This window comes from Streptomyces sp. Root1304 (genome assembly GCF_001426405.1).
In the GTDB taxonomy this organism is placed as follows: Bacteria; Actinomycetota; Actinomycetes; order Streptomycetales; family Streptomycetaceae; genus Streptomyces.
Genome location: NZ_LMEP01000025.1, coordinates 547,797 through 571,851, shown reverse-complemented (window position 1 = coordinate 571,851; position 24,055 = coordinate 547,797). Strand labels below are relative to the sequence as shown.

The following is a 24,055-nucleotide window of genomic DNA, read 5'->3' as shown; positions in this document are numbered from 1 at the left end:
TGCCGACGATGTCCTAGGAGCGGAGGAAGGCGCGCACCCCCCGGGAGACCCCGTCGTCGCCCAGGAGTTCGTTGTGGTCGAGGCAGCCCGCGGCGTTGTTGGTCGCGCCGGTCAGGGGGACGCTGTTGTCGGGGTTGATGACCTCGTCGCAGTTCGACCACCAGGTCGCGTAGCGCACCGCTCCGGGCGTCTCGTCGCCCGCCGCGAGGTTCTTCTGGACGTAGGAGCCGGGGCTCATGTCGCGGCACGCCTGGTCCCACAGGGCGCAGGCCCAGGCGATGCTGGTGCCGTGGTTGGGGCCGGCGAGGGAGACCCAATGGGCGACCGACGCCTGTCCGGCGGGGTCGAACTTGACGTACCAGCGGGTGACGAGGCTGCCGAAGGAGTGGGCGACGAGGTCGACGCGGCTCGCGCCGGTCTGCCGCTTCACGCCCTCGACGTACGCGGCGAGTTCGCCGGACAGGACCTCGTTCACGGAGCGGTGGGTGTCGTAGCCGAAGGAGAAGAGCTCGGCGTCCGTGTATCCGTCGGCTTTGAAGCCGGCGCGCAGGCCGCCCCATACGCCGGGGTCGGCGTTGTAGCCGTGGACGAAGACCACCGGGGTGTGGGCGGCGGTGGCGCGGGCGGGTGCCTGGGCGCCGGCCGTCGCGCTCGGCAGGAGCAGGGCCGCGGCGGCGGCGAGCAGTGGAACGGCGATCCTGGCGCCGCGCCTGGTACCGGGCTTCAACACACTTCTCCCTACGACGTGTTACGCACGAGTAGTCAGGAGCATGGTGGGGCCTGGGGACACGGAAGAACAGTCCCGTGCACGGGGATGCCGTACGGCTGTGCACGGGACTGTCCGGACACGACCTAGCCGCGGCGGTTGGCGGCCAGCGTCTCGTAGAAGTGCAGGAGACCGAGGTCGTCGACCGAACCGGCGTTGACGGCCTTGGCCAGGGGGGTGCCCTGGAGCAGGCGCTTGACCGGGACCTCGATGCGCTTGCCGGTGAGGGTGTGCGGGACGCCCGGGACCTCGATGATCTCGTCCGGGACGTGCCGCGGGGACAGCTCCGTCCGGATCGTGCGCTTGATGCGGGCGATCAGCTCGTCGTCGAGGGTGGCGCCCTCCACGAGGTGGACGAAGAGCGGCATCCAGTACCCGCCGTCCGGCTCCTCCAGGCCGATCACGAGGGACTCGCGGATCTCCGGGAGGCGCTCGACGGCCTCATAGATATCGGCGCTCCCCATCCGTACGCCCTGACGGTTCAGGGTGGAGTCGGAGCGGCCGTGGATGACGACCGAGCCGTGGTCGGTGATCGTGATCCAGTCGCCGTGGCGCCAGACACCCGGGAACATCTCGAAGTAGCTGTCGCGGTAGCGGCTGCCGTCGGGGTCGTTCCAGAAGTGGATCGGCATGGACGGCATGGGGTTGGTGACGACGAGTTCGCCGACCTCGCCGATGACGGGCTTGCCGGAGGGGTCCCAGGACTGGAGGTCGGTGCCGAGGCCCGCCGCCTGGAGCTCGCCGATGTGGACCGGGAGGGTGGGGACGGCGCCGGCGAAGCAGGAGCAGACGTCGGTGCCGCCGCTGACGGAGGCGATCCAGAGGTTCTCGCGGACCTCGTCGTGCAGCCAGCGGAACCCGTCGGGCGGCAGCGGGGAGCCCGTGGTGGCCACGCACTTCACGGCGGACAGGTCGAAGTCCCGGCCCGGGTGCACGTCGGCCTTGGCGCAGGCCATGACGTACGCGGCGGAGGTGCCGTACAGGGTGGCGCGGGTGCGTTCTGCGACGCGCCACTGGGCCGCGGTGTCCGGATAGCCGGGGCTTCCGTCGTACAGGACGACGGTCGTACCGGTGAGGAGGCCGGAGACGAGGAAGTTCCACATCATCCAGCCGGTGGAGGTGTACCAGAAGAACACGTCCTCGGGGCCGAGGTCGCAGTGCAGCCCCAGTTGCTTGACGTGCTCGACGAGGATGCCGCCCTGGGACTGGACGATCGCCTTCGGCAGGCCGGTCGTGCCGGAGGAGTACAGGACCCACAGCGGGTGCGAGAACGGGACCTGGTCGTAGACCGGCTCGACGTCGCCGGCGACGAGGTCGGCCCAGGCGAGGGTTCCCTCCGGGGCCGGGGTGCCGAGCAGCGGAATGTGGACGACGGCGCGCAGGGTGGGCAGCTCGGCGCGGAGTTCGGCGACGGTGTCGCGGCGGTCGTGCTCCTTGCCTCCGTAGCGGTAGCCGTCGACGGTGAAGAGGACGACCGGCTCGACCTGCTGGAAACGGTCGAGGACGCTGCGGGCGCCGAAGTCGGGGGCGCAGGAGGTCCAGACGCCGCCGACGGCCGCGGTGGCGAGGAGGGCCACGACGGACTGCGGGACGTTGGGCAGATAGCCGCTGACGCGGTCGCCCGGCCGTACGCCGAGGGCGCGGAGTTCCGACGCGAGGGAGCCGACCTGGCGGCGCAGCTCGGACCAGGTGGTCGGCACCGGGTCATGTGTCTCGTCCACATGGAGCAGTGCCGTGTCATGGGGGCGCTCGTCGGCGGCGCGCAGGGCGTGCTCGGCGTAGTTGAGGGTGGCGCCGGGGAACCACTCGGCGCCCGGCATGGAACGGTCTCCGAGCACCCGCTCGTACGGGGTGGAGAAGCGGACGTCGAACCATTCGACGACCGCCTGCCAGAAGGCTTCGAGCTCGTCGACCGACCAGCGGTGGAGCGCCGGGTACCCGCCCTCGGCGGGGGCGCCGTGGTGTTCGGCGGCCCAGGCCTGGAAGCGGGTGACGGCGGCCGAGGCGATGCGTTCGTCGTCCGGCTGCCAGAGCGGCTCGGTCTGCGCGGATGTCATTGGGGCGGCTCCCTGGCTGTACGCGGGGTCGGCGTGTGTCCCGCGCACGTGCTGGGGTGTGCGCGCGACGCGGCTGACAGGACGATGCCATGTGATCGTCTTTCGCACCAGGGCTGCCCGCCCATGGTCGGAGAGTTGAATATGTGCTCCCACCACGGGTGAACGGCAGTTGAACGGAGCCGGTTCCGCCTCGGGCGGATGGCAGGCTGAGCTGCATGGACGGTCGTGGACTGGTGCGTTCGATCAAGGTGTTCGGTTCGGTGGGGGGCTTGCGCACGGTGCGGGTGGCGTGGCGGCAGCGCCGTACGGACGCGTGGGGGCTGCCGGCGAGGGGTCCGGAGCGGGCCCGGGTGCCGGGGCTCGCGACGGGGGCGGAGGCCGCTCCGGGCGGGGGGACCGTCAGCTTCGCGCGGTCCTCGCTGCGGGTGTCCGTGTCGGCGGGCGGGACCGTCTTCTGGGGGTGGGACGGTGCCGAGCCGCTTCCCTCGTACGCCTTGGCCGGCGAGGCGCCCGATCCGGACCCCCGGGCCTCCCTGGAGCCGGACACGGACGGCGGCTGGCGGATCGTGTCGGAGCGGGTGACGGTGGCGGTCTCCCGCCACGGCGCGGTGGAGATCCGGACGCCGGGCGGGGTGATGCTGCGCAGGGACCTGCCGCCCCGGTGGTGGGAGCCGGTGGCCGGGGAGCCCGCGGACGGGGCGCGCTGGGTGCAGCGCAGCGAGGTGCCGGCGGACGCGCGGTTCTTCGGGCTGGGCGGGCGGTCCGCCGGGCCGCGGCTGCGGGACGGCACGTACCGGCTGTGGAACACCGACCCGAAGGGGAGTTTCGGCCCCGGGGACGACCCGCTCTCCCTCACCATGCCGGTGCAGTTCGTCGTCTCGGACGCCGGGACGCATCTGGTCTTCCACGACAACTCCTGGGACGGCCGGGTCACCCTGGCCGAGGGGGAGGAGGGCGCGGGTTCCGGGCACGACCGGCCGGGGACCAGCGAGGTGCGGACGGACGGCGGGCCGCTGCGCTGCTGGGTGGTGGTGGGCACCCCCGCGCGCGTGCTCCACGGCTGGGCGGCGCTGACCGGGGCGCCCGCGCTGCCGCCGGACTGGGCGCTCGGGCCGCAGCACGCGCGCTGGGGCTTCGGCAGCGCCCGGGAGGTGCGGCGGGTGGTGGCCGGGTACCGGGAACGGGGTCTCGCGCTGTCCGCCGTGCACCTGGACATCGACCACTACGACGGGCACCGGGTGTTCACGGTCGACCGCGAGCGGTTCCCCGACCTGCCGGGTCTCGCGGCGGAGCTGGCGGAGCAGGGCGTGCGGCTGGTCTCGATCGTGGACCCGGCGGTCAAGGCCGAACCGGGGAACGCGGTCTACGACAGCGGGCGCGCGGCGGACGCCTTCGTGCGGGACGCCCGTGGCCGGGAGGTCCACGGGGTGGTGTGGCCGGGCGAGTGCGCCTACCCGGACTTCACCGATCCGGCCGTGCGGGAGTGGTGGGGCGGCCTGTACGAGGAGCGGCTCCGGCAGGGTTTCGCCGGGGTGTGGCACGACATGAACGAGCCGGTGTCCTTCGCCGCCTTCGGCGACACGACGCTGCCGCGTTCGGCGCGGCACGCGCTCGACGGGCGCGGCGGCGACCACCGCGAGGCACACAACGTGTACGGCCTCACGATGGCGCGCGCCGGGTACGAGGGGCTGCGCCGGCTGCGGCCCGACGAGCGGCCCTTCCTCTTCTCGCGGTCCGGCTGGGCCGGGATGCAGCGGTACGGCGGCACCTGGTCGGGCGACGTGTCCACGGGGTGGCCGGGGCTGCGGGCCTCGCTCGCCCTGGTCCTGGGGCTCGGGCTCTGCGGGGTGCCGTACTCGGGTCCCGATGTCGGCGGCTTCGACGGCAGCCCGACGCCGGAGCTGTTCCTGCGCTGGTACCAGCTGGGCGCGTGGCTGCCGCTGTTCCGGACCCACGCGGCGATCGACGCGGGGCGGCGCGAGCCCTGGGAGTTCGGGCCGGAGGTCCTGGAGCACGCGCGCGTGGCGCTGGCCGAGCGGGAGCGGCTGCGGCCGTACTTCACCACACTGGCCCGGCTCGCCCGGATGACCGGCGCGCCGTACGTCCGGCCGGTGTGGTGGGGGACGCCCGAGGACCGGGTGCTGCGGGACTGCGAGGACGCGTTCCTGCTGGGTGACGCGCTGCTGGTGGCACCGGTCCTGACCCGGGGCGCGGACCGGCGGGCGGTACGGCTGCCGCGCGGGCGCTGGTACGACACGGCTACGGGCCAGGCGTACGAGGGGCCCGGACAGGTGCTGCTCGACGCGCCGCTCTCCCGGGTGCCGGTCCTGGCACGGGCCGGGGCGGTGCTCCCGGTGCGGGGCGAGGACGGCGCGCCGGCCCTGGAGGTGTGGGCGCCCGCAGCCGGGCGGACGGGCGGCGGACTCGTCGTGCGGGACACGGGGGACGGCTGGGAGCCGGCCGAGATCGAGCGGTACCAGTCACGGCTCGTGGACGGCCGGGTGGTCGTGGAGCGGGTGACGGACGACGGGGTGTCGGAGGTGGAGCTGCCGGTGCGGGTGCGGGGGCTCTGAGGGGGCACACGCGCGCGTGGCCGGTGTTTACGGGCACGCGCGCGTGGCCGGTGTTTACGGGCGGCGCGCCCGCCCCGGCCGCGCGCCTCAGCCGTACTCCCCCGCGAACCACTTCCGTACCGCCTCCGTGTGGAGCGGGAAGGCCAGTTCCTCCGGCGCGTGGAGCACGTGGTGGCCGCTCGTCTCGTCCGTCGGGGTGGACGGCGGGAGTTCGGCCGCCGGGCGGGGCGGGAGGAGGCCGAAGAGGAGGAGGTGGCCGGCCGGGGAGCTCAGCGCGTCGGCGAGGCGGACCTCGTCGGCGGAGGCCCGGATGCCGGTCTCCTCGCGCAGTTCGCGGGCGACGGCGGCGCGCCAGTCCTCGCCGTGGTCGATGAAGCCGCCCGGCAGGGCCACCCCGCCCCGCGCGGGTTCGATGGTGCGGGTGATGACGACGAGGCCCGTTCCGGAACCGTCGCCCGTTCCCGTCCCGTCCCCCGTTCCCGTCCCGTCCGTGACGGGGAGCAGGGCCACGGCGACGGGCAGCGGGTTCCTGTAGGCGGTCGCGCCGCAGGCCCGGCAGATGCGGGGCCAGCCGGCGTCGGCCGGATACGCGGCGCCGCAGGACGAACAGTGGGAGTCGCGGGTGTCGCGGGTTTCCTTCACGGGCCGACCGTATGCGATCACCCTTTCCCGGCGCTGCCGGAACTGATAGACGGTGCGCATGACAGGACTTGCTTCCGCCTTCCGTACCCTCGCCATCACCGCCGCGGCCGGACTGCTCGCCGCCACGGGCACCCTCGCCGCCCCCGCTCCCCCGGCGTCGGCCGCACCCGAGCCGAAGGCGCCACGGGAGTTCGTGGCCCTGAGCGCGGTCGACCGGACGATCATCCAGGAGATGCGCTACACGACGGAGCACAACTTCGTGGGCGCACCGGTCGACGGCTACCGGCAGCCGCTCTGCATCCTGACCCGGCCCGCCGCCGAGGCGCTGCACCGCGCCCAGGTGCGGCTGCTCGCCCGGGGATACACGCTCAAGGTCTACGACTGCTACCGGCCGCAGCGCGCCGTGGACCACTTCGTGCGCTGGGCCGAGGACCTGGAGGACGAGCGGATGCGGGAGGAGTTCTATCCACTCGTCGACAAGTCGAGGCTGTTCGCGGACGGATACATCGCGGAGAAGTCGGGGCACAGCCGGGGATCGACGGTGGACCTGACCGTCGTACGGCTGCCGGCCGCCCCCACGCGCGCGTACGTGCCCGGTGAGCGTCTTGTGGAGTGCTACGCCCCGCAGGCGGAACGGTTCCCCGACAACTCCGTGGACATGGGGACCGGGTACGACTGCTTCGACACGCGCTCGCACACCGACGACCCGCGCATCCAGGGCGAGCAGCGGGCCAACCGGCAGCTGCTGAAGGGGGCGCTCGGGGAGCAGGGGTTCGTGAACCTGCCGGAGGAGTGGTGGCACTTCACGTTCAAGCCGGAGCCGTTCCCGAGCACGTTCTTCGACTTCCCGGTGGCCCGGCGGTCGGTGGCCGGTCACTGAGCCTTCCGCGTCCGGGGGCTCCCGTGGCACACTCCTGACGGTTCGTCAGTTCTTTGTGAGCGGTGGCACGGGAGGCCTCGATGGCACGGACGCGCAGACCGGTGGTGGCCGGCTGGTTCACCGACGACACCGTGCCGGAGGCGGAGTTCCGGCTGCTCGGCACCCGGTGCACGGCCTGCACGTCGGTGTTCTTCCCGCGCGAGGACAACGCCTGCCGCAATCCGCTCTGCGCGGGTGGCGGCGAACTCGCCGAGGTCCCGCTCTCCCCGCGCGGGCGGGTCTGGTCGTACACCGACGGGCGCTACCGGCCGCCCGCCCCCTACGTGTCCGACCCCGACGCGCCCTGGGAGCCGTACACCCTCGTCGCCGTCGAGCTGGCGGCGGAGGCGATGGTGGTGCTCGGGCAGGCCGCACCGGGCGTCACGACGGCCGAACTCGAGGTCGGGGCGGAGGTCGAGCTGGTGCCCGGCGTCCTGAACGAGGACGACCTGCACATCTGGACCACCTGGAACTGGCGACCGGTCCCGCGGCCGGAGCGGACCGACGCACAGCCGGAACGGACCGACGCACGGTCGGAGCGGGAGGAGCGGTCGTGAACGACATCGCCGTGCTCGGGGCGGGAATGCACCCCTGGGGCAAGTGGGGCCGCGGCTTCGTCACCTACGGGACGGCCGCCGCCCGCGCCGCGCTCGCCGACGCGGGGCTCGACTGGACCGACGTCGGGTCGGTCGTCGGCGCCGACACCATGCGGTGCGGCTACCCGGGATACGTCGCCGGGGCGACGTTCGCCCAGGCCCTGGGGTGGCAGGGGGCGCGGGTCACCAGCGTCTACGCGGCCTGCGCGTCGGGCGCCCAGGCGATCGGGACCGCGCGGGCCCAGATCCTGGCCGGCCTCGCGGACGTGGTCCTGGTGGTCGGTGCGGACTCCACCCCCAAGGGCTTCTTCGCACCGGCCGGCGGCGAGCGCCCCGACGACCCCGACTGGCTGCGGTTCCGGGTGCTCGGGGCCACCAACCCCGCGTACTTCGCCATGTACGCGCGCCGCAGGATGGCCCTGTACGGGGACACTCCCGAGGACTTCGCCCAGGTCAAGGTGAAGAACGCCGCGGCCGGGGCGCTCAATCCCCGGGCACGCTACCGGGCCCGGGTGACCGCCGAGGAGGTCGCGGCCTCCGCCGTCGTCGCCGATCCCCTGCGGCTGCTCGACATCTGCGCCACCTCGGACGGGGGCGCCGCCCTCGTCCTGTCCAGCATGGAGTTCGCACGCCGTCACGGACACCCCGACCCCGTCAGGGTCAGGGCCGTGTCGACGGTCTCCCCCACGTACCCCAAGGCCGTGCTCGACCTCCCCGACATCGCGACGGACTCGGCGGTGGCCGTCGCCCCCGCCGCGCACGGCTTCCGCTCCTCCATCGCGCGCGCCGCGTACGAGGAGGCCGGGATCGGGCCCGAGGACCTGTCGCTCGCGGAGGTGTACGACCTGTCCACGGCCCTGGAGCTGGAGTGGTACGAGGACATCGGCCTCTGCGCGGCGGGCGAGGGCGCGAAGCTGCTCAGGGACGGGGCCACGGCCCTCGGCGGGCGGCTGCCCGTCAACACCAGCGGTGGCCTCGCCTCGTTCGGGGAGGCGGTGCCCGCGCAGGCCATCGCGCAGGTCTGCGAGCTGACCTGGCAGCTGCGGGGCACGGCGGGCGACCGGCAGGTGCCGGGGGCGCGGGTCGGCATCACGGTGAACCAGGGCCTGTTCGGGCACGGGTCGGCGGTGGTGGCGGTCCGCTGAGAACCCCTAGGGGGCGGGTGGTATCCGCCGCTGAGAACCCGTACAGGGCGGGCGGGTGGTGGTCGCCCCCGGGATCCCCTACGGGCCGGGGGCATCGCACCCGGCCCGTACAGCGGGACGCCACGCCCTCGGCCTGCGGCCGTCGCGCCCCTCAGGTCACGCCGCTCAGGTCGCCGCCGCCGCGTGGCTCTTGTCCGCGAGGACGAGCGCGTGCTCGACGACCGCCACCAGGACGTTCTTCACGGACTCGCGGTCGCGCGCGTCGCACATCAGCAGCTCGACCTCCGGGTCCAGGTCGAGCGCCCCGCGCACGCTCTCGGCGGGGAACCGCCGGGCGCCCTCGAAGCAGTTGACGGCCACCGTGAAGGGGATGCCGCGCCGCTCGAAGTAGTCGATGGCCGCGAAGCTCTCCTCCAGGCGGCGGGTGTCCGCCAGGACGACCGCGCCGAGCGCGCCCTGCGCCAGCTCGTCCCACAGGAACCAGAAGCGGTCCTGGCCGGGGGTGCCGAACAGGTACAGGACGAGGTCCTCGCGGAGGGTGATCCGGCCGAAGTCCATGGCGACCGTGGTGGTCGTCTTGGCCTCGACCCCGTGCAGGTCGTCGACGGGCCGCCCCGCCTCGCTGAGGATCTCCTCGGTCCGCAGGGGCCGGATCTCGCTGACCGCGCCGACCATCGTCGTCTTGCCGACCCCGAACCCGCCCGCGACGAGGATCTTCAGGGTCACCGGCTCGACGTACGACTGCTTGCGGCTAGAGCGCCCGAAGGCCATTGATCACCTCGCGGAGAATGCTCACGTCCGGCAGCTCGGCCGGCGGAACGGGGCGGGTCACATGGACGAGTTCGTCCTCGACGAGATCACCGACGAGGACCCGGACCACCCCTACGGGGAGGTCGAGTCCGGCGGCGAGCTCGGCGATCGACTGGGGCTGCTCGGAGCAGCGTTCGACGATCTCCACGTGTTCCGGGGAGAGCGACTGGTCCCGGCCGGGGTCGTCCGCGGCGGGTTCGGGGACCACCACCGCGATCAGGTCGAGTCGGTGACGGGTGGCGGCGCTCGTCCGTCCGCGGGTCATCGCGTACGGACGGACCACCGGCCCGGCCTCGTCGTCGAACCAGTGGTGGTGGCCGGGGGTGTGGCCCTGGTTCAGCTGGTTCCGCTCGGCTGCGTCAGTCATACCGTCCCGCTCACCCTCCCGAGGGCAGACCGGACCGGGGGGCCGTCGTGAGGTGGGCCCCGACCCGCTTCACCATCAGCGTCATCTCGTAGGCGACCTGGCCGACGTCGGAGTCGGCGTCCGCGAGCACGGCCAGGCAGCTGCCGTCACCGGCCGCCGTCACGAACAGGAAGGCGTCCTCCAGCTCGACGACCGTCTGCCGCACCTTGCCGGCCTCGAAGTGGCGGCCGACGCCCTTGGCGAGGCTGTGGAAGCCGGAGGCCACGGCGGCCAGGTGCTCGCCGTCCTCGCGGGTCAGGTCCTGGGAGGCACCGGTGGGGAGGCCGTCGCTGGAGAGCACCAGGGCCTTCCGGATGGAGCCGACGCGCTGGACGAGCTCGTCCAGGAGCCAGTTCAGCTCGCCGTTCCCCTGTGCGTGGCCGGACGTGGTGCTGGGTGCTGCGGCGTTCGGTGCGGTCATCGACCGTCCCCCTCGGGTGTCGTTCCTGGTGCTGTCGGTTCGTCCGGAGCGGCGTTGTGCCGGCGGCCGCGCTGCCAGCCGCGCTGCATGGCGGCCATGCGCGCGCGTACCTCCTCGGCGTCGCGTTCGAAGGAGTCGGGGTCCGCGTCGCCGCTCGTACGGGCGTCGGCGCGGGTACCCGTACCGCCGTCGCCCGGGCCGTCGGAGGCGCGCAGCTGCGGTGCCAGGCTGGCCTGCCGGACGCGGCGGGGCAGCCCGCCGAACGGCTCGGGGCCCTCCGGGAGCACGGCGCTCCCGGACGTCGGCCGGACTTCCGGGGACCGCGGGGTCTCCGGCGGCAGCGAGGCCTCCGGCGGTACGGGCACCAGGGTGGGTCCGGTGCTCCTGGGGGTCACGGGCCCGTCGGTGAGCCGGCCCGGGGCGGGATGCGCCCGGCCGCCGGGGGGCTGGTCCCGGTCGGGGAGGTGGTGGTCGCGGTCCCGGTCCGGGAGGTGGTGGTCCCGGTCGGGAAGGTGGTGGTCGCGGTCCGGCTCGTCGACGCGACGGCCGTGGTCCACGACGAGCGTCGGGGTGCGGCGGCGCGGCAGCGGCACGGGACCGAGGACCCCGCCGTCGGCGGAGGTCTCGTCCTCGCCCGGGCCGTCCGTCCGCTCCCTGACCCGGTCCCGCTGCTCCTCGGCGGGCGCGAGTCCGGAACGGCGCCGGCTCCGGGGCCGGAAGAGGCCGCCGCGCTCGCTGTCGCTGTCGAGGAGGTCCGCGGAGCGGTCGAGGAGCACGTCGAAGTCCTCGGTGTCGACCGGCCCTTCGAGTTCGACGGGACCGTCGAGCGGACCGGGTGTCCGGGTGACGTCGGGGACCCGGGCGAGCGCGGGGCGCCGGCTGGGCAGCACACCGGTGTCGGCCGCGTCGTCACCGGCCGGGCCGGTGCGCTCCAGGGTCTTGCGGTCCAGGCGGAATCCGGCGCCCTGGGTCTCGGGCGCGTCGGTGAGCAGGGCGGCCGGGATGAAGACGACCGCGGTGGTCCCCCCGTACGGCGAGGTCTGGAGCGAGACCCGGACGTTCTGGCGCTGGGCGAGCCGGCTGACCACGAAGAGGCCGAGGCGGTCGGTGTCCGAGAGCTCGAACTCGGGTGTCTCGGCGAGCCGGAGGTTGGCGTCGAGCAGGGCGTCGGGGTTCATGCCGAGGCCGCGGTCGTGGATCTCCAGGGTGAAGCCGTTGGCGACCCGCTCGCCGAGGACCTGGACGGCGGTGTGCGGGGGCGAGAACACCGTGGCGTTCTCGAGGAGTTCCGCGATGAGGTGGGTGAGGTCCGCGACGGCGGGGCCGCCGACACCCAGGCGCGGGAGCCTGCGCACCTCGATCCGTTCGTAGTCCTCTACCTCGGCGACGGCGGCCCGGACCACGTCCATGAGCTGGACCGGCTTGCGCCACTGGCGGGACGGGGCGGCGCCGGAGAGGATGACGAGTCCCTCGGCGTGGCGGCGCATGCGGGTGGTGAGGTGGTCGAGCCGGAAGAGGTCGGCCAGCTCGTCGGTGTCCTCCGTGCGCCGTTCCATGGTGTCGAGCAGGGTGAGCTGGCGGTGGAGCAGGACCTGGTTGCGGCGGGCGAGGTTGACGAACACCTCGGAGACTCCGCGGCGCAGTTCGGACTGCTTGACGGCGGCCTCGACGGCGGCGCGCTGGAGGGTGTTGAGGGCCTGGCCGACCTGGCCGACCTCGTCCTCCCCGTACGCCAGGTGGGGCACCTCGGTGCCGACGTCGACCTGTTCGCCGGCGGCGAGCCTGCGCATCACGCTGGGCAGGCGGACGCCGGAGACCTCCTGGGCCTCCTTCTGGAGGCGCCGCAGGTCGCGGACGAGGACGCGGCCGATGCGCATGGAGATCACGATCGAGGCGAGCAGGGCGAGGAAGCCGAGGACGCCGGCGACGCCGACCTTCAGGAGGACGCTGTACGCGGCGGGCTGGACCCGGTCCTGGTAGCGGTCGCCCGCGGCGGTGTTCTCCCGGGCGAGGTCGTCGAGAACGGGCCCCGCCTGGTCCTGCCAGTAAGCGGCGGTGACGGCGTTCGGGCTGTCGGTGGGCCCCTCTTCGATGATCGCGCTCTCGGCGGTGCGCAGAGCCAGGGTGTCGGGGCTGCGCCAGTACTTCTCGAAGTGGTCGCGCTCGCTGGAGGGCAGGAGTTCGAGGTTGACCTCGTAGAACTGGGTGCGGTTGGCGACCAGGTCGGAGATCGCGCGGATCTCCTGACGGGTCACGCGGCCCGCGACGAGCGCGGAGAGGACGAGGGCGTCCTCCCGGGAGAGCAGCTCACGCGCGCGGGTGATGCCGACGAGGGCGCGGCCCTGCTTGTCCATCTCCACGTTCTCGAGGGCGTGGAGGGTGATGAGGAAGCTGTAGCAGGGGTCGACGAGACGGTTGTAGAAGTCGAGGGCCTGCATCCGGCCGATGTCGCGCTTCTCCACGGAGCGGCGCAGCGAGGCCAGGCCGTCGAGCGCTTCGAGGAGGGAGGCCAGTCGTTGGGCGGTGACGGGCCGCATCTCCTCGCGTACGCCGGGGTCGGTGGCGTTGGCGCGGATGCGGGCGATCTGCCGGTCGGTGGCCTCGCGGGTCTCGTGGAGGGAGTCCAGGGCCTCGGAACCCCGCGGGTCGGCGAGGTAGATGAGGGACTGGCGGCGTTCGAGCTGGATGACCCGGGCGGTGTCCTCCAGGGGGTAGCCGACCTTCTCGACGATGTAGCGGACGTCGAGGAGCTGGTCGGCCTCGCGGCCGGTGAGGACCGTGGCGAACCCCCACAGTCCGGTGAGGGAGACGAGCGGTACGAGCAGCAACGCCACGATCTTCCGGCGGATGGACTTCCCGCGAAAGCGCATGGCCTCCCCCAGCTCGGCCCCCGTGCGCCACGGGGGTCCTTCACGTTCGTGACGTCCGGCGTCAACACGCGGCGTCAACCTTGAGTTTCAACAAACGGCGGCGCGAGCCTACTACTGCATCAAGGCCATCTCGAAGGCGTGTCCGGGCTATTTTCAGCCTGTCGAGTGAGTCTTGATCATGAGATGTCCTGGTATTCGGGGAGTTGGGATCGGCCAGTGTGGCGCAGGACACCTGATGGTGTGCCATTTCTCCCACCTGGGCGAGATGGCTGGAACTATTTGTTCCGGTCGGCTCCGTACCCGTTCACCCGGGGGCGGGCGAAACCTTTTCCCTCCGTCGTGCGTCAATAAGTACGGGGAGGGCTCTGTCCGCGTATACGCGCTCAAGACGGGCAGCCACCCCTGGAGTCGTTCAGCGGTGGGGAGTGACAGGACAATGGAACACGAGGCGCGGTCCACCCGGCAGTTGTGGGTGGAGGACGAGCGGGGCACCCAGCGGATGCCCGACCCCGTGCGCAACGCCGCGGTGCGCGCGGTGATCATCACATCGGTGACGCTGATCCAGGCCGTGGTGGCCTTCTTCAGCAGTGTCGCCGGCTCCTGGCTGGCGTTCCCGATCACCGTCACGGCGGTCGCCTCGACCGTCGTGGCCACCTGGAGCGTCCTCGACGTGTGGATCACCCGTCAGGTGTGGCGTCAGCGCAACGGCGTCGTGTCCGAGCCGAGCAGCACCGCACGTCAGCCGCTGCGCGCCAAGCGCGGGGCGGACCGGACGGAGACGGCACCGCTGTCCGAGGCGGCCTGAGGCAGCGCCGGCCGAAACGGCGGTGGCGGCAGCGGGATCAGGAGCAAGAAGCAGCAAGGAAACAGCGAGCGGCCCGGCACCCTTCACGGGGGCCGGGCCGCTCGCCTTTGACAGCGCTCGCCGTCCCGCTAGCGGGAGTCCCCCGGCGCCTGCGCCGACACCGGCTCGTCGGACGCGTGGCGGCGGAACATCCGCGTCGCCGTGATCTCGCCGTGGATCGCCTCGCCCTCGCCGCCGGACTGCGGCAGACCCGGACGCAGGTGCTCCTCCACGCTGATGTACTTCAGGCCGGCCCGCAGGTCCGCGTCGTTCCGGAGCCGGATCACCAGCGGGAACTCGGCCAGCGCCGTCGTGTCGAACAGGCCGGTCGTGTACAGCAGCTGGACGCCCAGCGCGTCCGACACGGCCCGCTGGAGCTCCAGGAGGTACGTGGCGTTGGCGCGGCCGATCGGGTTGTCGAGGAACAACGTGCCCGCGTGCCGGTGCTTGTCGCGGCCCCGGTCGTTGGAGCGCAGCGCCGCCATCGTGCAGTACAGGGCGATGGCCGCGGTGAGCAGCTGGCCGCCGGAGAAGACGTCGCCCATCTGCCCGACGGGAACCCGCTCGGCGCGCAGCACCGCGTCCGGCTTGAGGATCTCCACGGAGACGCCCTTGGGTTCGAGCGCCGCCTGCACACCGCGCAGCAGCAGGGACATGCCGTCGCGGCGCAGGTCGGAGTTCTTCTTGACGGCCGCGCGGGTGGCCTCGTCGACGACCTCGCCGAGCCGCTCGGCGAGGGTGGCCTGATCGGGCTCCTCGAAGCGGATCCGCAGGAACTCCTGTCCGGACCACTCGCCGAGGCCCTCGGGGAGCCGGGAGAGCCGCTGGGCGGAGCGGAGCGTGGCGAGCGAGGACTCCACGAGACCGCGCAGCCGGTCCACGATCGAGTCCCGGTTGCGTTCCAGTTGTTCCAGCTCGTCGGTGAGGACCCGCAGCCGGGGTGCGAAGGCCTCGGCCCACTTGGCGGCGTTCTCGGGCAGCGCGGACGCCGGGAGTTCGCGGATCTGCTGGCGGGCCGGGGTGCGCACCTGCTCGTAGCGGGTGGAGTTGGCGTGCCGTACGAGGATGTCGCTGGCCTCGCGCACGGCGGCGTCGGCGGAGGACAGCTCGGCCGTGCAGCCGCGCAGTGTGCGGCGGGTCTCGGAGGCCGTCGTACGGGCCTCCTCCAGCGTCCCGGGGTAGGCCTCGGTCTCCTCCCGCTCCTCGTCCGTGTGGTCGCGGAGCAGGTCGCGCAGGAGGGCGGCCGTCTCGTCGAAGCCGCCGGCGGCGTCCTCGGCGGCCCGGTGGTCCCGCAGGAGTCCGGCGTGGGCGGCGCGGGCCGCCTCCAGGGCGTCGGTGCGGGCGGCGAGTGCGGTGGTGGCGGTACGGAGCAGGGCCTGCGCGCGCTCGGCGTCGGCGGGGACCTGGTCCTCGGGCAGTTCGGTGTGCGCCCCGCCGTCCTCGGGTGCGAGCCGTTCGGCCTCGCCGCGCAGCCGGCCGAGCTTCTCGCTCGCCTCGGACGCGCGGGTCTCCAGCATCTGGACCAGGGCCTCGGCGCGGGCCGCCGCCGCCTGCCGGGACGGGCCGTCGGCGCCGTCGGTGGACTCCAGGAGCTGTTCGGCGCGGGTGCGGACCTTGTTGGTGAGCCGGTCCAGCTCGGCCACGGCGGCGGACTCGTCGCTCTCGGCGCGGGCCTGCTCGGCGCGCAGGTCGGCGCCGACGCCGACCTTCTCGTACAGCTGGGACGCGGCCCGGTAGGCCTCGCGCAGGGTGGGGAGCGCGGCGCGCGGGGCTGCGGCGTCCTCCTCCGGGAGGGTGTCGGGGGCGCCGGCGATCTCGGCCCGCTCGGCCCGCAGGGCGCGGGCGGTGCGGTGGGCGTCGTCGGCGGAGCGCTGGGTCGCGCGGCGGTCCTCGTCGGCGGCACGCGCGCGTTCCAGACAGGTCTGGGCGCGGGCCTCGGCCTCGGTGGCGTCGTCCGCGAGTTCACGGAGCTTGGCCTGCCAGGCGGACCGCTCGCGCAGCCGGAACGCCAGGCCCGCGAGGGCGTCGGCGACCCGGCGGGCACGCTGGGCGGCCTCCTGGCGCTCGTCCCGTACCTGGGCGGCTTCGGCGGCGGCCTCGTCGGCCTCCGTACGTGCCGAGCGGGCTTCGTCCAGGGTCGCGGCGGCGGCCTCCGCGGTCTCGCGGGCGGTCGTGGCGACGGCGGCGAGCTCGGCGAGCATGCCCGGCGGGCAGTCGGCGCGCCAGGCGCCGATGCGGGAGGCGAGGGATCGGTCTCCGGCGAGCCGGGCGGCGAGGGAGCGGATCTCCTCGTCGCGGGCGGTGGCACGCGCGCGCAGGGCGTGGCGTTCCTCGTCGGCGGCGTGCTCGTCGTGCATGGCCGGGTTCGGCGGGACGAGGAAGACGCCGGTGTCGTCCGCCGGGTCCTGCGGGGGCACGGGCGCGAGGAGCGCGGCGGCGGTGCCGACGGCGACGGCGGAGCGGGGCAGCAGGGCGGCGCCGCCGAGGACCTCGCGGGCGCGCCCGTACGAGACGGGGTCGGTGATCACGACGCCGTCGACGAGCTCGGGGCGCGCGGCGAGGACGCGGGCGTGGTCGGCCGGGTCCACGGCCTGCGCGAGGTAGCGCCAGCCGGGGAGGGCCGGGATGCCGTGCTCGCCGAGGTACTCGACGGTGGCGAGGACGTCGGGGCCCGGCGGCAGCAGGCCGCCGTCGCCGAGGGCGCCGAGGATGCGGGAGTCGTCGGCGGCGGCCGTGCGCAGTTCGAAGAGCTGGCGCTCGGCGGAGGTGACGGCCTGGTCGAGCATGCCGCGCAGGTCGTCGGCGTACCGGTCGAACTCGGTGACGGTGAGCGGGCCCTGGGCGGCGGAGCCAGGCCCCGCGTCCTCCTCGGGCGCGTCCTCGGCGTCGGACTCGGCACCCGGGGCGGCGGCCGCGCGCTGCCCGGGGAGGGGCGAGCCGCCGGCCGGGAGGCTCAGGAGTTCGGCGAGCCGTTCCTCGCCGGCGAGGAACTCGGCGGCCCTGCGCTCCGCGTCGTAGGCGTTCCCCGCGGCCTCGGCCGCGTCCGCGGCGCGGGCGGCCGCGAGTTCGGCGCGGGACTCGGCGCCCGCGGCCTCACGCGCCCGGTCCGCGGCCGCTCGGGCGGCGTCGCGGGCGGTGTCCCAGGCGGCGACCGCGGTCTTCTCGGCGTCGCTCGCCGCGAGGGCGGCGCGGGCCGGGTCGGCGTCGGGCGCGGTGTCGTCGAGCCAGCCCGCCCGTACCGCCTCGGCGGTCTCCTGCTCGACCTCGGCGAGCCGCTGGCGCAGGTGCCCGGCCTCGCTGCGGGCCCGCTGGGCCTCGGTCGCGGCGGCCGTGGCGTCCCGGTGGGCGGTCTCGCCGACCTCCTGGAGGGCGGTGGAGCGCTCCTCCTCCTCGGCGGCGTGGCGCTCGCCCTCCTCGGCGGCCGCGGCCAGGGCCCGTACGAGATCGGCGGCGGCCTCGGCGCGGGCGGCGAGGGCCGGTGCGGCGTCCCGCTCGGCCTCGCGGATGGCGGCGGCCACGCGCGCGGAGCGGTCGCCGGCGGCGCGGTGCCGGAGCACGACCTCGGCGGCCTGCCAGGCGGAGTGCATCGTGCGGGCGTCGGTGAGTTCGCGGCGCTGGGAGGCGGCGCCCTTCTCGGCGACGGCCAGGGCCAGGGAGGCGTGCCGGTAGGCGAGTTCGGCGGCGATGAGGGCGCCGCGCCCGCGCGCGGTCTCGGCCTCGGCGACGGCGTGGGCGGCGGAGGTGACCTGCTGGGCGAGTTCGGCCCCGCGCGCCCGCTCCACGGCGGCGCGGGCGGAGAGCCGGCGAGCCAGGGTACGGGTGCGGCGCTCGGCCGCCGTGTGGATCTCGCGTGCCTGGGAGCGAGTCCCGGCCGCCTCGACGATCCGGTTGAGCAGGTCGACCGAACCGGCAGTGAACTCGCGCTCGGCGGTCAGCTCGGCGCGGCGGCCCAGCTTGTTGCCGAAGCCGCCGACGAGGTCGGCGAGGCCGTCGGTGTCCCGGGTGTCGGTGACCGCGCGCAGCAGCAGGTCGGTGAAGTCGGAGTCCTTCTTGACCGCGAAGAGGCCGGCGGCCTCGCCCTCGTCGGCGTTCATCTCGCGCTGGTAGCGGAAGAGTTCGGGGTCGAGGCCCAGCTCGCCGAGGTGCTCGTTCCAGCGGTCGTGGATCTCCTCCCAGTAGACCTCCAGGTGCGGGTACGCCTTGCCGGCCTCCGTGATCGCGTCACGGAAGCCCTTCATGGTGCGGCGTCGGCCGGTCGCCCCGGAGGCGCCCTCCACGGGCGGGCGTACGGAGGTCGCCTCGGCGACGGGGAGGTTGTCCAGGCTCAGTCCGGGGCCGGGGCGGAAGGAGTACCAGGCCTCGGCGAACTTCCGCGGGTCGGAGGAGACCTGCCGGCCGCGCCACTCGCTGGCCTTGCCGACGACGACGAGCTCGCCGGTGAGGGTGTGCTGCCACTCCAGGGCGACGTGTCCGCAGTCGTCCGCGAGGAGGAACTTGCGGAGCACGCCGGAGCTGGCGCCGCCGAGGGTGTTGCGGTGGCCGGGGAGCATGACCGAGAAGATCAGCTTGAGGAGAACGGACTTGCCGCCGCCGTTCTCCAGGAAGAGCACGCCCGCGGGGGCGGGGCGGCGCGGCGGGCCGACCGGCTCCTCCTCGAAGAACTCCGCCTGGGTGGGGGCGGGGTGGGGCACGGGCGCGCCGACCCCGCGCAGGTCCAGGACGGTGTCGGCGTAGCGCGCACCGGCGGGACCGATGGAGTAGAGGCGGACCCGGGACAGCTCGTACATGCGGCGGACTCTCGTCGTCTCGTTCGGGTGGTGCGCGGGTGTTACGGGTGGAAGGGCAGGCCGGCGTCGGCCGCGAGTTCCAGGTCGTCGCCCTCGGGCGGCGGAAGGAGGGTCGCGGAGCCGTCGCTGACGGGGACGACGCCGAGTTCGAGCAGTTCGGCCATGGCGGCGGAGCCGGCCATGTCACGGACCTGGAGCTGGTAGCGGGCGGTGGTGCGGTAGGAGCCGCCGCCCTCGTCGCCGGTGCGCTGGAGGAAGCCGGAGTCGGTGAGGAAGGCGGCCGCCTTGCCGACGATGCCGGTCGTCGACCCGGCGAGGCGGCGGGCGTCCTTGGTGGCGCCGGTCGCGCTGCGGCGGGCGTAGATCCGCCAGGCGGCCTCCAGGCCGGGGGCGTCGGAGGCGGGGTCGGTGTTCTCACCCTGCTCCTCCGCGCGCTGTTCGAGCCGCAGACAGGCCTGGCGTACGAACGCGTCGACGCCGTTGACGGTGAGGCGCCCGATGTACGCGTCGTCCGCGAGGTCCTCGGGGCGGGGGAACGCCATGGCCGCGACGGCCAGGTGGGCCAGGCCGTGCAGGAACCGGTCGGCGGAGTCGGTGGACGCACGGCGCGCGTAGTCGCCCATCCGGACGGCGAAGACGGAGTCCTCGCCCGCCGTCACGGCCATCCCCGCGCGCGGGGAGACCTCCAGGACCACCAGGCCGAGCCCGGTGGCGACGGCGTCGGCCAGGCGCGCGAAGGCGGGGTCCTCGCGGTAGCGGCGGAGCAGTTCGCCGTACTCGGCGTCGCGGGCCGGGAGCAGCTTGGGCTGGAGCCCGAAGGAGACGAGCCGGGCGGCGTCGGACGCGTCGGCGGGGGTCACGGCGGGCGCGGTGGAGGTGCCGCTCGGGGAGGCGGCCGGGGGCTCCGGCTCGCCCCACGCGTCGGTGTACTCGGCGTGGGTTTCGCTCACGGCTGGGGCTCCTCGGTACGGCTCTCGGTCGGTGACGGGGTCGGGGGTGACGCGGGTTTCGGGGGTGACGTGGGGGCCGGTACGGGGCCGTGGACGGGCAGCGGGACCGGGGTGACGGTCGTCGGCGCGGGGCGCTCGACGGGCTCCGCCGGTCCGTCCGTGAGACGCACGGCGCGGACGGACGGGAGGCCGCGCCGCCGGGCGGGCACCGCGCGGGCCGGCCCGGGCACGGCCACGACGCCGAACCGCGGCGGACCACCGGGCACGGCAGGCCGGGGCAGGACGTCGCCGGTGGCGGCCGGGGCGGGGGGGTCGACGAGGACCGGGTGGAGACGGGGGCCGGGGGTGGGGGCGGAGGTCTCGGCCCCGGACGTCGGTACCGGGGTGGGCGGGGGCGCCTGCGTCGGTACGGGGGTGGGCGCGGGCTCCTGTGCGAGCACGGGGGTCGCCTCGGGCCCGGCCTCCGGCGTCACCGGCGCTTCGGGGGTCGGTACGGGCGCGTGGTCCGACACTCGCTCGGGCTCGGGCTCGGGCTCGGGCTCGGGCTCGGGCTCGGGCTCGGGCTCGGGCATCGGTGCACGCGTGCGCGTGGGCCTGGGGACGGTCACGCGCTGCGGTTCGGGCGCGGGGCTCTCCTCGGCTGACGGCGTCTGCCCAGGTGCCGGGGGCTCCGCAGCGGACGGCGACGGTTCGGGGTGCGGGTCCGCCGTGGTGCGGGGGGCCGGGGCGGCCGTGGTCGCGCGTGGGCCGGCTTCCGTCGGGTCCGCCGCCACGGTCGTCGGGACGAGGGTCACGAGGCCTCCGTGCGGTCCGCGGCCATGCCCACCGCGTCGAGCAGGGCCGTACCGACGATGAGGTCGGCGCCGCCGAACTCGGGGTCGTCGAGCGGGGTGCCGTCGTCGACGGCGAACAGCAGGCGCTCCTCGCCCTGCCGGTAGGCCGTGCCGACCGGCGGGCTCGCCGCGTGGACGGCGAGCAGGGCGACGAGGTACGGCAGGTCGGCGTCGAGGCCGCGGGCCTCCGCGAGGAGTCCGGAGAGGCGGCGCGGGGCGTCGTGCTCCAGGTCGAGCAGGCGCAGGGCGCTCGCGAGCTGCTCCTCGCTGAAGCGGGAGTCGTCGGGGGTCGCGATGAGGTCGGGCTCGGGCATCTCGGCGCCGAGGTGCTCGCGCTCCACGGGCGGGGTGAGGAGCAGGTCGACGAGGTCGCCGAGGCGGACGGAGGCGGGGGTGCGCAGTCCGGTGCCCTTGGCGAAGAAGGCGTCGGTGACCCGGGCGGCCTGCTCCACGGGGAGCGGCAGGGTCGGCGCGACGAGCTGCCCGTACAGGTCGAGTCCCGTGTACGTGGTGGGCGCGGCGAACGCCTGCCGGTCCTGCTCGGCGCGGAACAGGGGTCCGGCGTCCAGCAGGCGGGACTGGAGCTGGGTGTGGCGCCGGATGCAGTCCTTCACTATGTCGACGAGCTCGGCGGCACGCCGCTTGTGCTCGGCCGTCTTCGCGTCGGACGCGGCCTCGGCCTCGTCACGGGCCCGGCGGATGTTGGTGAGGATGGCGTTCTCGTGCCGGTAGCGGTCGGCGACGTGGTCGAGCGCCTCGGCGATCATGTCGGGCACGGAGTTCAGCCAGTCCACCGCGCGCACGTTGCGCCGGGTGGCCTCCAGGGTCTTGCGGAGCGTCTCGGCGTACTGCACGGTCCGGTACCTGGCCTGCTCGGCGGCGAGCTGCGCGTCGGCGAGGCGGCCCCGGTTGATGAGGACCTCCAGCTTCACCTCGGCGGCGATCTGGGCGCTGGTCACGTCGGTGTCGAGGGCGCCGACGAGGACGTTGACCGCTTCGTCGGTCGTCCGGAGGTACACCCCGCCGCCGTACCCCGGGACCTCCTCGATGAGCTTGAAGTCGTAGTCCCTGCGGACGTACACGCCGTCGGTCCCGAAGGTGCCGTAGACGGCGCGGAAGCCCCGGTCGACGCTGCCGACGTTGATCAGGTTCTCCAGGACCCAGCGGGCCACGCGCTCGTGCTCGGCGGCGGGGCGGGTGGGGGCCTGGGCGGCGACGCGGGGCAGCAGGCGGGCGACGATCTGCTCGTGGTCGGCGCCGGTGTCGAAGTCCATGTTCAGCGTGATCAGGTCGATCGCGGAGAGGGCCACCTCGGCCATCGCGTAGACCGTGTACTCGCCGGCCAGGTTCGCCTTGCGGGCGTCGAGGTCGTGGAGCGGGGCGGTGCACGCGAGCGCGCGGAGGCGCCGCGCGAGCCCTTCGTCGGCGGCCGGACCCTGCGCGGGCCGCGGCCCCGCGCTGAGCTGGGGCGGAGCGAGGTCCGTCGAGGCAGGCGAAGTCACGGTGCACAGATTAGGTCCTCGAACTGACAACGGTCGAAACGGCGCAGATGCGACCGGACTCCAGGAGGGGGCACGGAGGGTGTCGGGAGCAGGTCCGGACGCGGTCCGGCACGGGTCCGGAGGGGCCCGACGGAGACCCGTCGGAGACCCCGGCGAGGTCCCCGGCCGTGACCCGGAGCGCTGCCCGAGGGCGACTCGGGCGAGGCCCTCCGGGTCAGCCCGCCCGGCCCGCCGGTTTGTCGACCGCCCCGGCGTACGCGGCGGCGACGCCGGTGCGGGAGTCGTCGAGGTAGCGGGCGAGGAGGCGTTCGGCGGTGGTCCGTTCGCCGGCGCGCAGCGCGTCCAGGATCTCGCGGTTGCGGGCGAGGTAGGGCTCGTGGAGCACGCGCGGGTCGCCGACGACGTGGAAGGCGAGGCGGAGCTCGGCGAGGACGCCCCGCATCAGTTCGTCGGTGCGGGCGCTGCCGGCGAGCGCGACGAGTTCGCGGTGGAAGTGGATGTTGGCCGTGGAAACCCTCCGCCACGCGCCCGCGTGGGCGGCGGTCTCGCCGGCCAGGACGGCGGCGGCGAGACGGTCGAGGGGGTACGGCGGCTGCCCGAGGCCGCGCACGACGGCGCACTCGACGAGCCTCCGCGTGCGGTAGATGTCGTCCACGTCGTCGGCGGTCAGGACCCGGACGAAGACCCCCCGGTTGAGTTCGTGGACGAGCAGCCGTTCATGGGTGAGGAGCCGGAACGCCTCGCGCAGGGTGTTGCGGGAGACGCCGAGGGCGCCGCCGATGCTGTCCTCGGAGAGCCGGGTGCCGGGCGGGAAGTACCCCTCCGCGACCCGGGTCCGCAGGATGTCCGCGACCCGCTCCGCGGTGCTGGTGCGTCCGAGCAGCGCACGGTCCTCGGCCAGGTCCCCGGCCTCGCTCGATGCCACGGCTCTCCCTCTCGTATTCGTCCCGCACGGCGCCCGTGACGGCGGCTCCCGTCCCCACGACGTGCGCGGCGAGTCAACCGCACGGCCCGGAGCCTGACAACCGCCGTCTTGTCGGATCGTTCAACGATCCTCTACGTTGACGGCACCGTACGGTCCCCGTGCCGCCCCGGCACTCCCTCCTCCCCCTGCGAGGTGCAGATGCTGCGCACGCCCCCCGCCGCGAGCCCGGACACCGTCGGGCAAGGGGTCCCGGTCGACCTCAACGCCGATCTCGGTGAGGGCTTCGGCCGTTGGACGCTCACCGACGACGAGCAGCTCCTGTCCGTCGTGACCAGCGCCAATGTGGCCTGCGGCTTCCACGCCGGGGACGCGGCCACCATGCGGCGCGTGTGCGAACTCGCGGCCGAGCGGGGGGTCCGCATCGGGGCCCAGGTCTCGTACCGCGACCTGGCGGGCTTCGGGCGGCGTTCCATGGACGTCCCGGCGGCGGAACTCGCGGCCGAGGTGGCGTACCAGATCGGCGCCCTGGAGGTGTTCGCCCGCGCGGCGGGCGCGCGCGTGGCGTACGTGAAGCCGCACGGCGCGCTCTACAACCGGGTGGTCCGCGACGAGGAGCAGGCCGCGGCCGTTGTCGAGGGCGTCCTGCTCGCGGACCGGACCCTGCCCGTCCTGGGGCTGCCGGGTTCGCGGCTGCACGAGGCGGCGACGGCCGCCGGGCTTCCGGTCGTGCCCGAGGCCTTCGGCGACCGGGCCTACCGCGCGGACGGCTCCCTGCTGCCGCGCGGGGAACCCGGCGCGGTCGTCAGCGACCCCGAGGCGGTCGTGGAGCGGTCGGTGGCCATGGCCCGGTTCGGGGTGGTCACGGCCCACTGCGGGAGCTCCGTCGCCGTCCGGGCCCGGTCGCTGTGCCTGCACGGCGACACCCCGGGAGCGGTGGACCTCGCCCGCCGGGTGCGGGAGCGCCTGGAGGCCTCCGGGGTACGGGTGGAGGCCTTCGCGTGACGGCCCC

Annotated in this window: 18 protein-coding genes; 6 read left to right on the top strand and 12 right to left on the bottom strand. The window is 74.4% G+C overall.

Features of this window, described 5'->3' with window-relative positions; translation table 11 throughout:
• Positions 1–13 precede the first annotated feature (13 nt).
• The gene (locus ASD33_RS29205; RefSeq protein ID WP_056567069.1) at positions 14–727 is read right to left on the bottom strand and encodes a lipase; all 714 of its coding nucleotides are present in this window, start codon (positions 725–727) and stop codon (positions 14–16) included.
• 125 nt (positions 728–852) lie between these two features.
• On the bottom strand, positions 853–2,823 hold the full coding sequence (locus tag ASD33_RS29200) for an acetoacetate--CoA ligase (RefSeq protein ID WP_056567065.1): 1,971 nt from the start codon (positions 2,821–2,823) through the stop codon (positions 853–855).
• Positions 2,824–3,038: 215 nt separating this feature from the next.
• On the opposite strand from ASD33_RS29200, the gene ASD33_RS29195 reads away from it, so the two are divergent.
• Positions 3,039–5,396 carry a TIM-barrel domain-containing protein gene (locus ASD33_RS29195; RefSeq protein WP_056567058.1) on the top strand — a complete coding sequence of 786 codons (2,358 nt, stop codon included), beginning with the start codon at positions 3,039–3,041 and terminating at the stop codon, positions 5,394–5,396.
• Positions 5,397–5,483: 87 nt separating this feature from the next.
• On the opposite strand, the gene ASD33_RS29190 is transcribed toward ASD33_RS29195, so the two are convergent.
• The gene (locus ASD33_RS29190) at positions 5,484–6,098 is read right to left on the bottom strand and encodes an NUDIX domain-containing protein (protein WP_079045080.1); all 615 of its coding nucleotides are present in this window, start codon (positions 6,096–6,098) and stop codon (positions 5,484–5,486) included.
• Here ASD33_RS29190 and ASD33_RS29185 point away from each other — a divergent pair.
• The 3 genes from ASD33_RS29185 to ASD33_RS29175 all read left to right on the top strand — a co-directional run bounded on the left by ASD33_RS29185 (position 6,097) and on the right by ASD33_RS29175 (position 8,698).
• Positions 6,097–6,918 carry a M15 family metallopeptidase gene (locus ASD33_RS29185; protein WP_056567199.1) on the top strand — a complete coding sequence of 274 codons (822 nt, stop codon included), beginning with the start codon at positions 6,097–6,099 and terminating at the stop codon, positions 6,916–6,918. The genes ASD33_RS29190 and ASD33_RS29185 overlap by 2 nt on opposite strands.
• Before the next feature lie 80 nt (positions 6,919–6,998).
• A complete protein-coding gene (locus tag ASD33_RS29180) occupies positions 6,999–7,514 on the top strand; it encodes a zinc ribbon domain-containing protein (protein ID WP_079045079.1) in 516 nt (171 codons plus the stop codon).
• A gap of 26 nt (positions 7,515–7,540) precedes the next feature.
• Positions 7,541–8,698, top strand: a complete 1,158-nt coding sequence (locus ASD33_RS29175) for a lipid-transfer protein (protein WP_056567196.1) — start codon at positions 7,541–7,543, stop codon at positions 8,696–8,698.
• Between the two features lie 165 nt (positions 8,699–8,863).
• Here the strand turns inward: ASD33_RS29175 and ASD33_RS29170 are convergent, their stop codons facing one another.
• Genes ASD33_RS29170 through ASD33_RS29155 form a run of 4 tightly spaced genes read right to left on the bottom strand, consistent with a single transcriptional unit; the run spans position 8,864 to position 13,205 of the window.
• Complete coding sequence (locus tag ASD33_RS29170) at positions 8,864–9,469, bottom strand: ATP/GTP-binding protein (RefSeq protein WP_056567056.1); 606 nt, start codon at positions 9,467–9,469, stop codon at positions 8,864–8,866.
• Positions 9,450–9,875 (bottom strand): DUF742 domain-containing protein, encoded by a 426-nt coding sequence (locus ASD33_RS29165; protein ID WP_056567055.1) that lies wholly within the window; start codon positions 9,873–9,875, stop codon positions 9,450–9,452. Before ASD33_RS29165 ends, ASD33_RS29170 begins: the two co-directional genes overlap by 20 nt.
• Before the next feature lie 10 nt (positions 9,876–9,885).
• Positions 9,886–10,335: a roadblock/LC7 domain-containing protein gene (locus ASD33_RS29160; RefSeq protein ID WP_056567054.1), complete on the bottom strand. Its 450-nt coding sequence runs from the start codon at positions 10,333–10,335 to the stop codon at positions 9,886–9,888.
• Positions 10,332–13,205: a nitrate- and nitrite sensing domain-containing protein gene (locus tag ASD33_RS29155; RefSeq protein ID WP_056567051.1), complete on the bottom strand. Its 2,874-nt coding sequence runs from the start codon at positions 13,203–13,205 to the stop codon at positions 10,332–10,334. The genes ASD33_RS29160 and ASD33_RS29155 overlap by 4 nt, the downstream gene beginning before the upstream one ends.
• 436 nt (positions 13,206–13,641) lie before the next feature.
• Between ASD33_RS29155 and ASD33_RS29150 the strand changes: the two genes are divergently transcribed.
• Positions 13,642–14,010, top strand: coding sequence for a hypothetical protein (locus ASD33_RS29150; protein WP_056567048.1), 369 nt, complete (start codon positions 13,642–13,644; stop codon positions 14,008–14,010).
• 128 nt (positions 14,011–14,138) lie between these two features.
• On the opposite strand, the gene ASD33_RS29145 is transcribed toward ASD33_RS29150, so the two are convergent.
• The 5 genes from ASD33_RS29145 to ASD33_RS29125 all read right to left on the bottom strand — a co-directional run bounded on the left by ASD33_RS29145 (position 14,139) and on the right by ASD33_RS29125 (position 23,046).
• Complete coding sequence (locus ASD33_RS29145; protein ID WP_056567044.1) at positions 14,139–18,836, bottom strand: hypothetical protein; 4,698 nt, start codon at positions 18,834–18,836, stop codon at positions 14,139–14,141.
• Positions 18,837–18,877: 41 nt separating this feature from the next.
• On the bottom strand, positions 18,878–19,786 hold the full coding sequence (locus ASD33_RS29140; RefSeq protein ID WP_056567041.1) for a hypothetical protein: 909 nt from the start codon (positions 19,784–19,786) through the stop codon (positions 18,878–18,880).
• Positions 19,783–20,358, bottom strand: coding sequence for a hypothetical protein (locus ASD33_RS29135; RefSeq protein ID WP_056567037.1), 576 nt, complete (start codon positions 20,356–20,358; stop codon positions 19,783–19,785). The genes ASD33_RS29140 and ASD33_RS29135 overlap by 4 nt, the downstream gene beginning before the upstream one ends.
• A 218-nt stretch (positions 20,359–20,576) precedes the next feature.
• Positions 20,577–22,121, bottom strand: a complete 1,545-nt coding sequence (locus ASD33_RS29130; protein ID WP_056567033.1) for a hypothetical protein — start codon at positions 22,119–22,121, stop codon at positions 20,577–20,579.
• Positions 22,122–22,335: 214 nt separating this feature from the next.
• Positions 22,336–23,046, bottom strand: a complete 711-nt coding sequence (locus ASD33_RS29125) for a GntR family transcriptional regulator (RefSeq protein ID WP_056567031.1) — start codon at positions 23,044–23,046, stop codon at positions 22,336–22,338.
• Between the two features lie 198 nt (positions 23,047–23,244).
• Here ASD33_RS29125 and ASD33_RS29120 point away from each other — a divergent pair, with 198 nt between their 5' ends.
• On the top strand, positions 23,245–24,048 hold the full coding sequence (locus ASD33_RS29120; RefSeq protein ID WP_056567028.1) for a 5-oxoprolinase subunit PxpA: 804 nt from the start codon (positions 23,245–23,247) through the stop codon (positions 24,046–24,048).
• The last annotated feature ends 7 nt before the right edge of the window (positions 24,049–24,055 follow it).

Bases quoted from the DNA above. Each gene is read 5' to 3' on its own strand.
- ASD33_RS29120 (WP_056567028.1), top strand. From the start codon at position 23,245: ATGCTGCGCACGCCCCCCGCCGCGAGCCCGGACACCGTCGGGCAAGGG.
- ASD33_RS29200 (WP_056567065.1), bottom strand. From the start codon at position 2,823: ATGACATCCGCGCAGACCGAGCCGCTCTGGCAGCCGGACGACGAACGC.
- ASD33_RS29150 (WP_056567048.1), top strand. From the start codon at position 13,642: ATGGAACACGAGGCGCGGTCCACCCGGCAGTTGTGGGTGGAGGACGAG.
- ASD33_RS29180 (WP_079045079.1), top strand. From the start codon at position 6,999: ATGGCACGGACGCGCAGACCGGTGGTGGCCGGCTGGTTCACCGACGAC.
- ASD33_RS29135 (WP_056567037.1), bottom strand. From the start codon at position 20,358: ATGCCCGAGCCCGAGCCCGAGCCCGAGCCCGAGCCCGAGCCCGAGCCC.
- ASD33_RS29185 (WP_056567199.1), top strand. From the start codon at position 6,097: ATGACAGGACTTGCTTCCGCCTTCCGTACCCTCGCCATCACCGCCGCG.
- ASD33_RS29170 (WP_056567056.1), bottom strand. From the start codon at position 9,469: ATGGCCTTCGGGCGCTCTAGCCGCAAGCAGTCGTACGTCGAGCCGGTG.
- ASD33_RS29190 (WP_079045080.1), bottom strand. From the start codon at position 6,098: ATGCGCACCGTCTATCAGTTCCGGCAGCGCCGGGAAAGGGTGATCGCA.
- ASD33_RS29160 (WP_056567054.1), bottom strand. From the start codon at position 10,335: ATGACCGCACCGAACGCCGCAGCACCCAGCACCACGTCCGGCCACGCA.
- ASD33_RS29195 (WP_056567058.1), top strand. From the start codon at position 3,039: ATGGACGGTCGTGGACTGGTGCGTTCGATCAAGGTGTTCGGTTCGGTG.
- ASD33_RS29175 (WP_056567196.1), top strand. From the start codon at position 7,541: ATGCACCCCTGGGGCAAGTGGGGCCGCGGCTTCGTCACCTACGGGACG.
- ASD33_RS29145 (WP_056567044.1), bottom strand. From the start codon at position 18,836: ATGTACGAGCTGTCCCGGGTCCGCCTCTACTCCATCGGTCCCGCCGGT.
- ASD33_RS29155 (WP_056567051.1), bottom strand. From the start codon at position 13,205: ATGCGCTTTCGCGGGAAGTCCATCCGCCGGAAGATCGTGGCGTTGCTG.
- ASD33_RS29165 (WP_056567055.1), bottom strand. From the start codon at position 9,875: ATGACTGACGCAGCCGAGCGGAACCAGCTGAACCAGGGCCACACCCCC.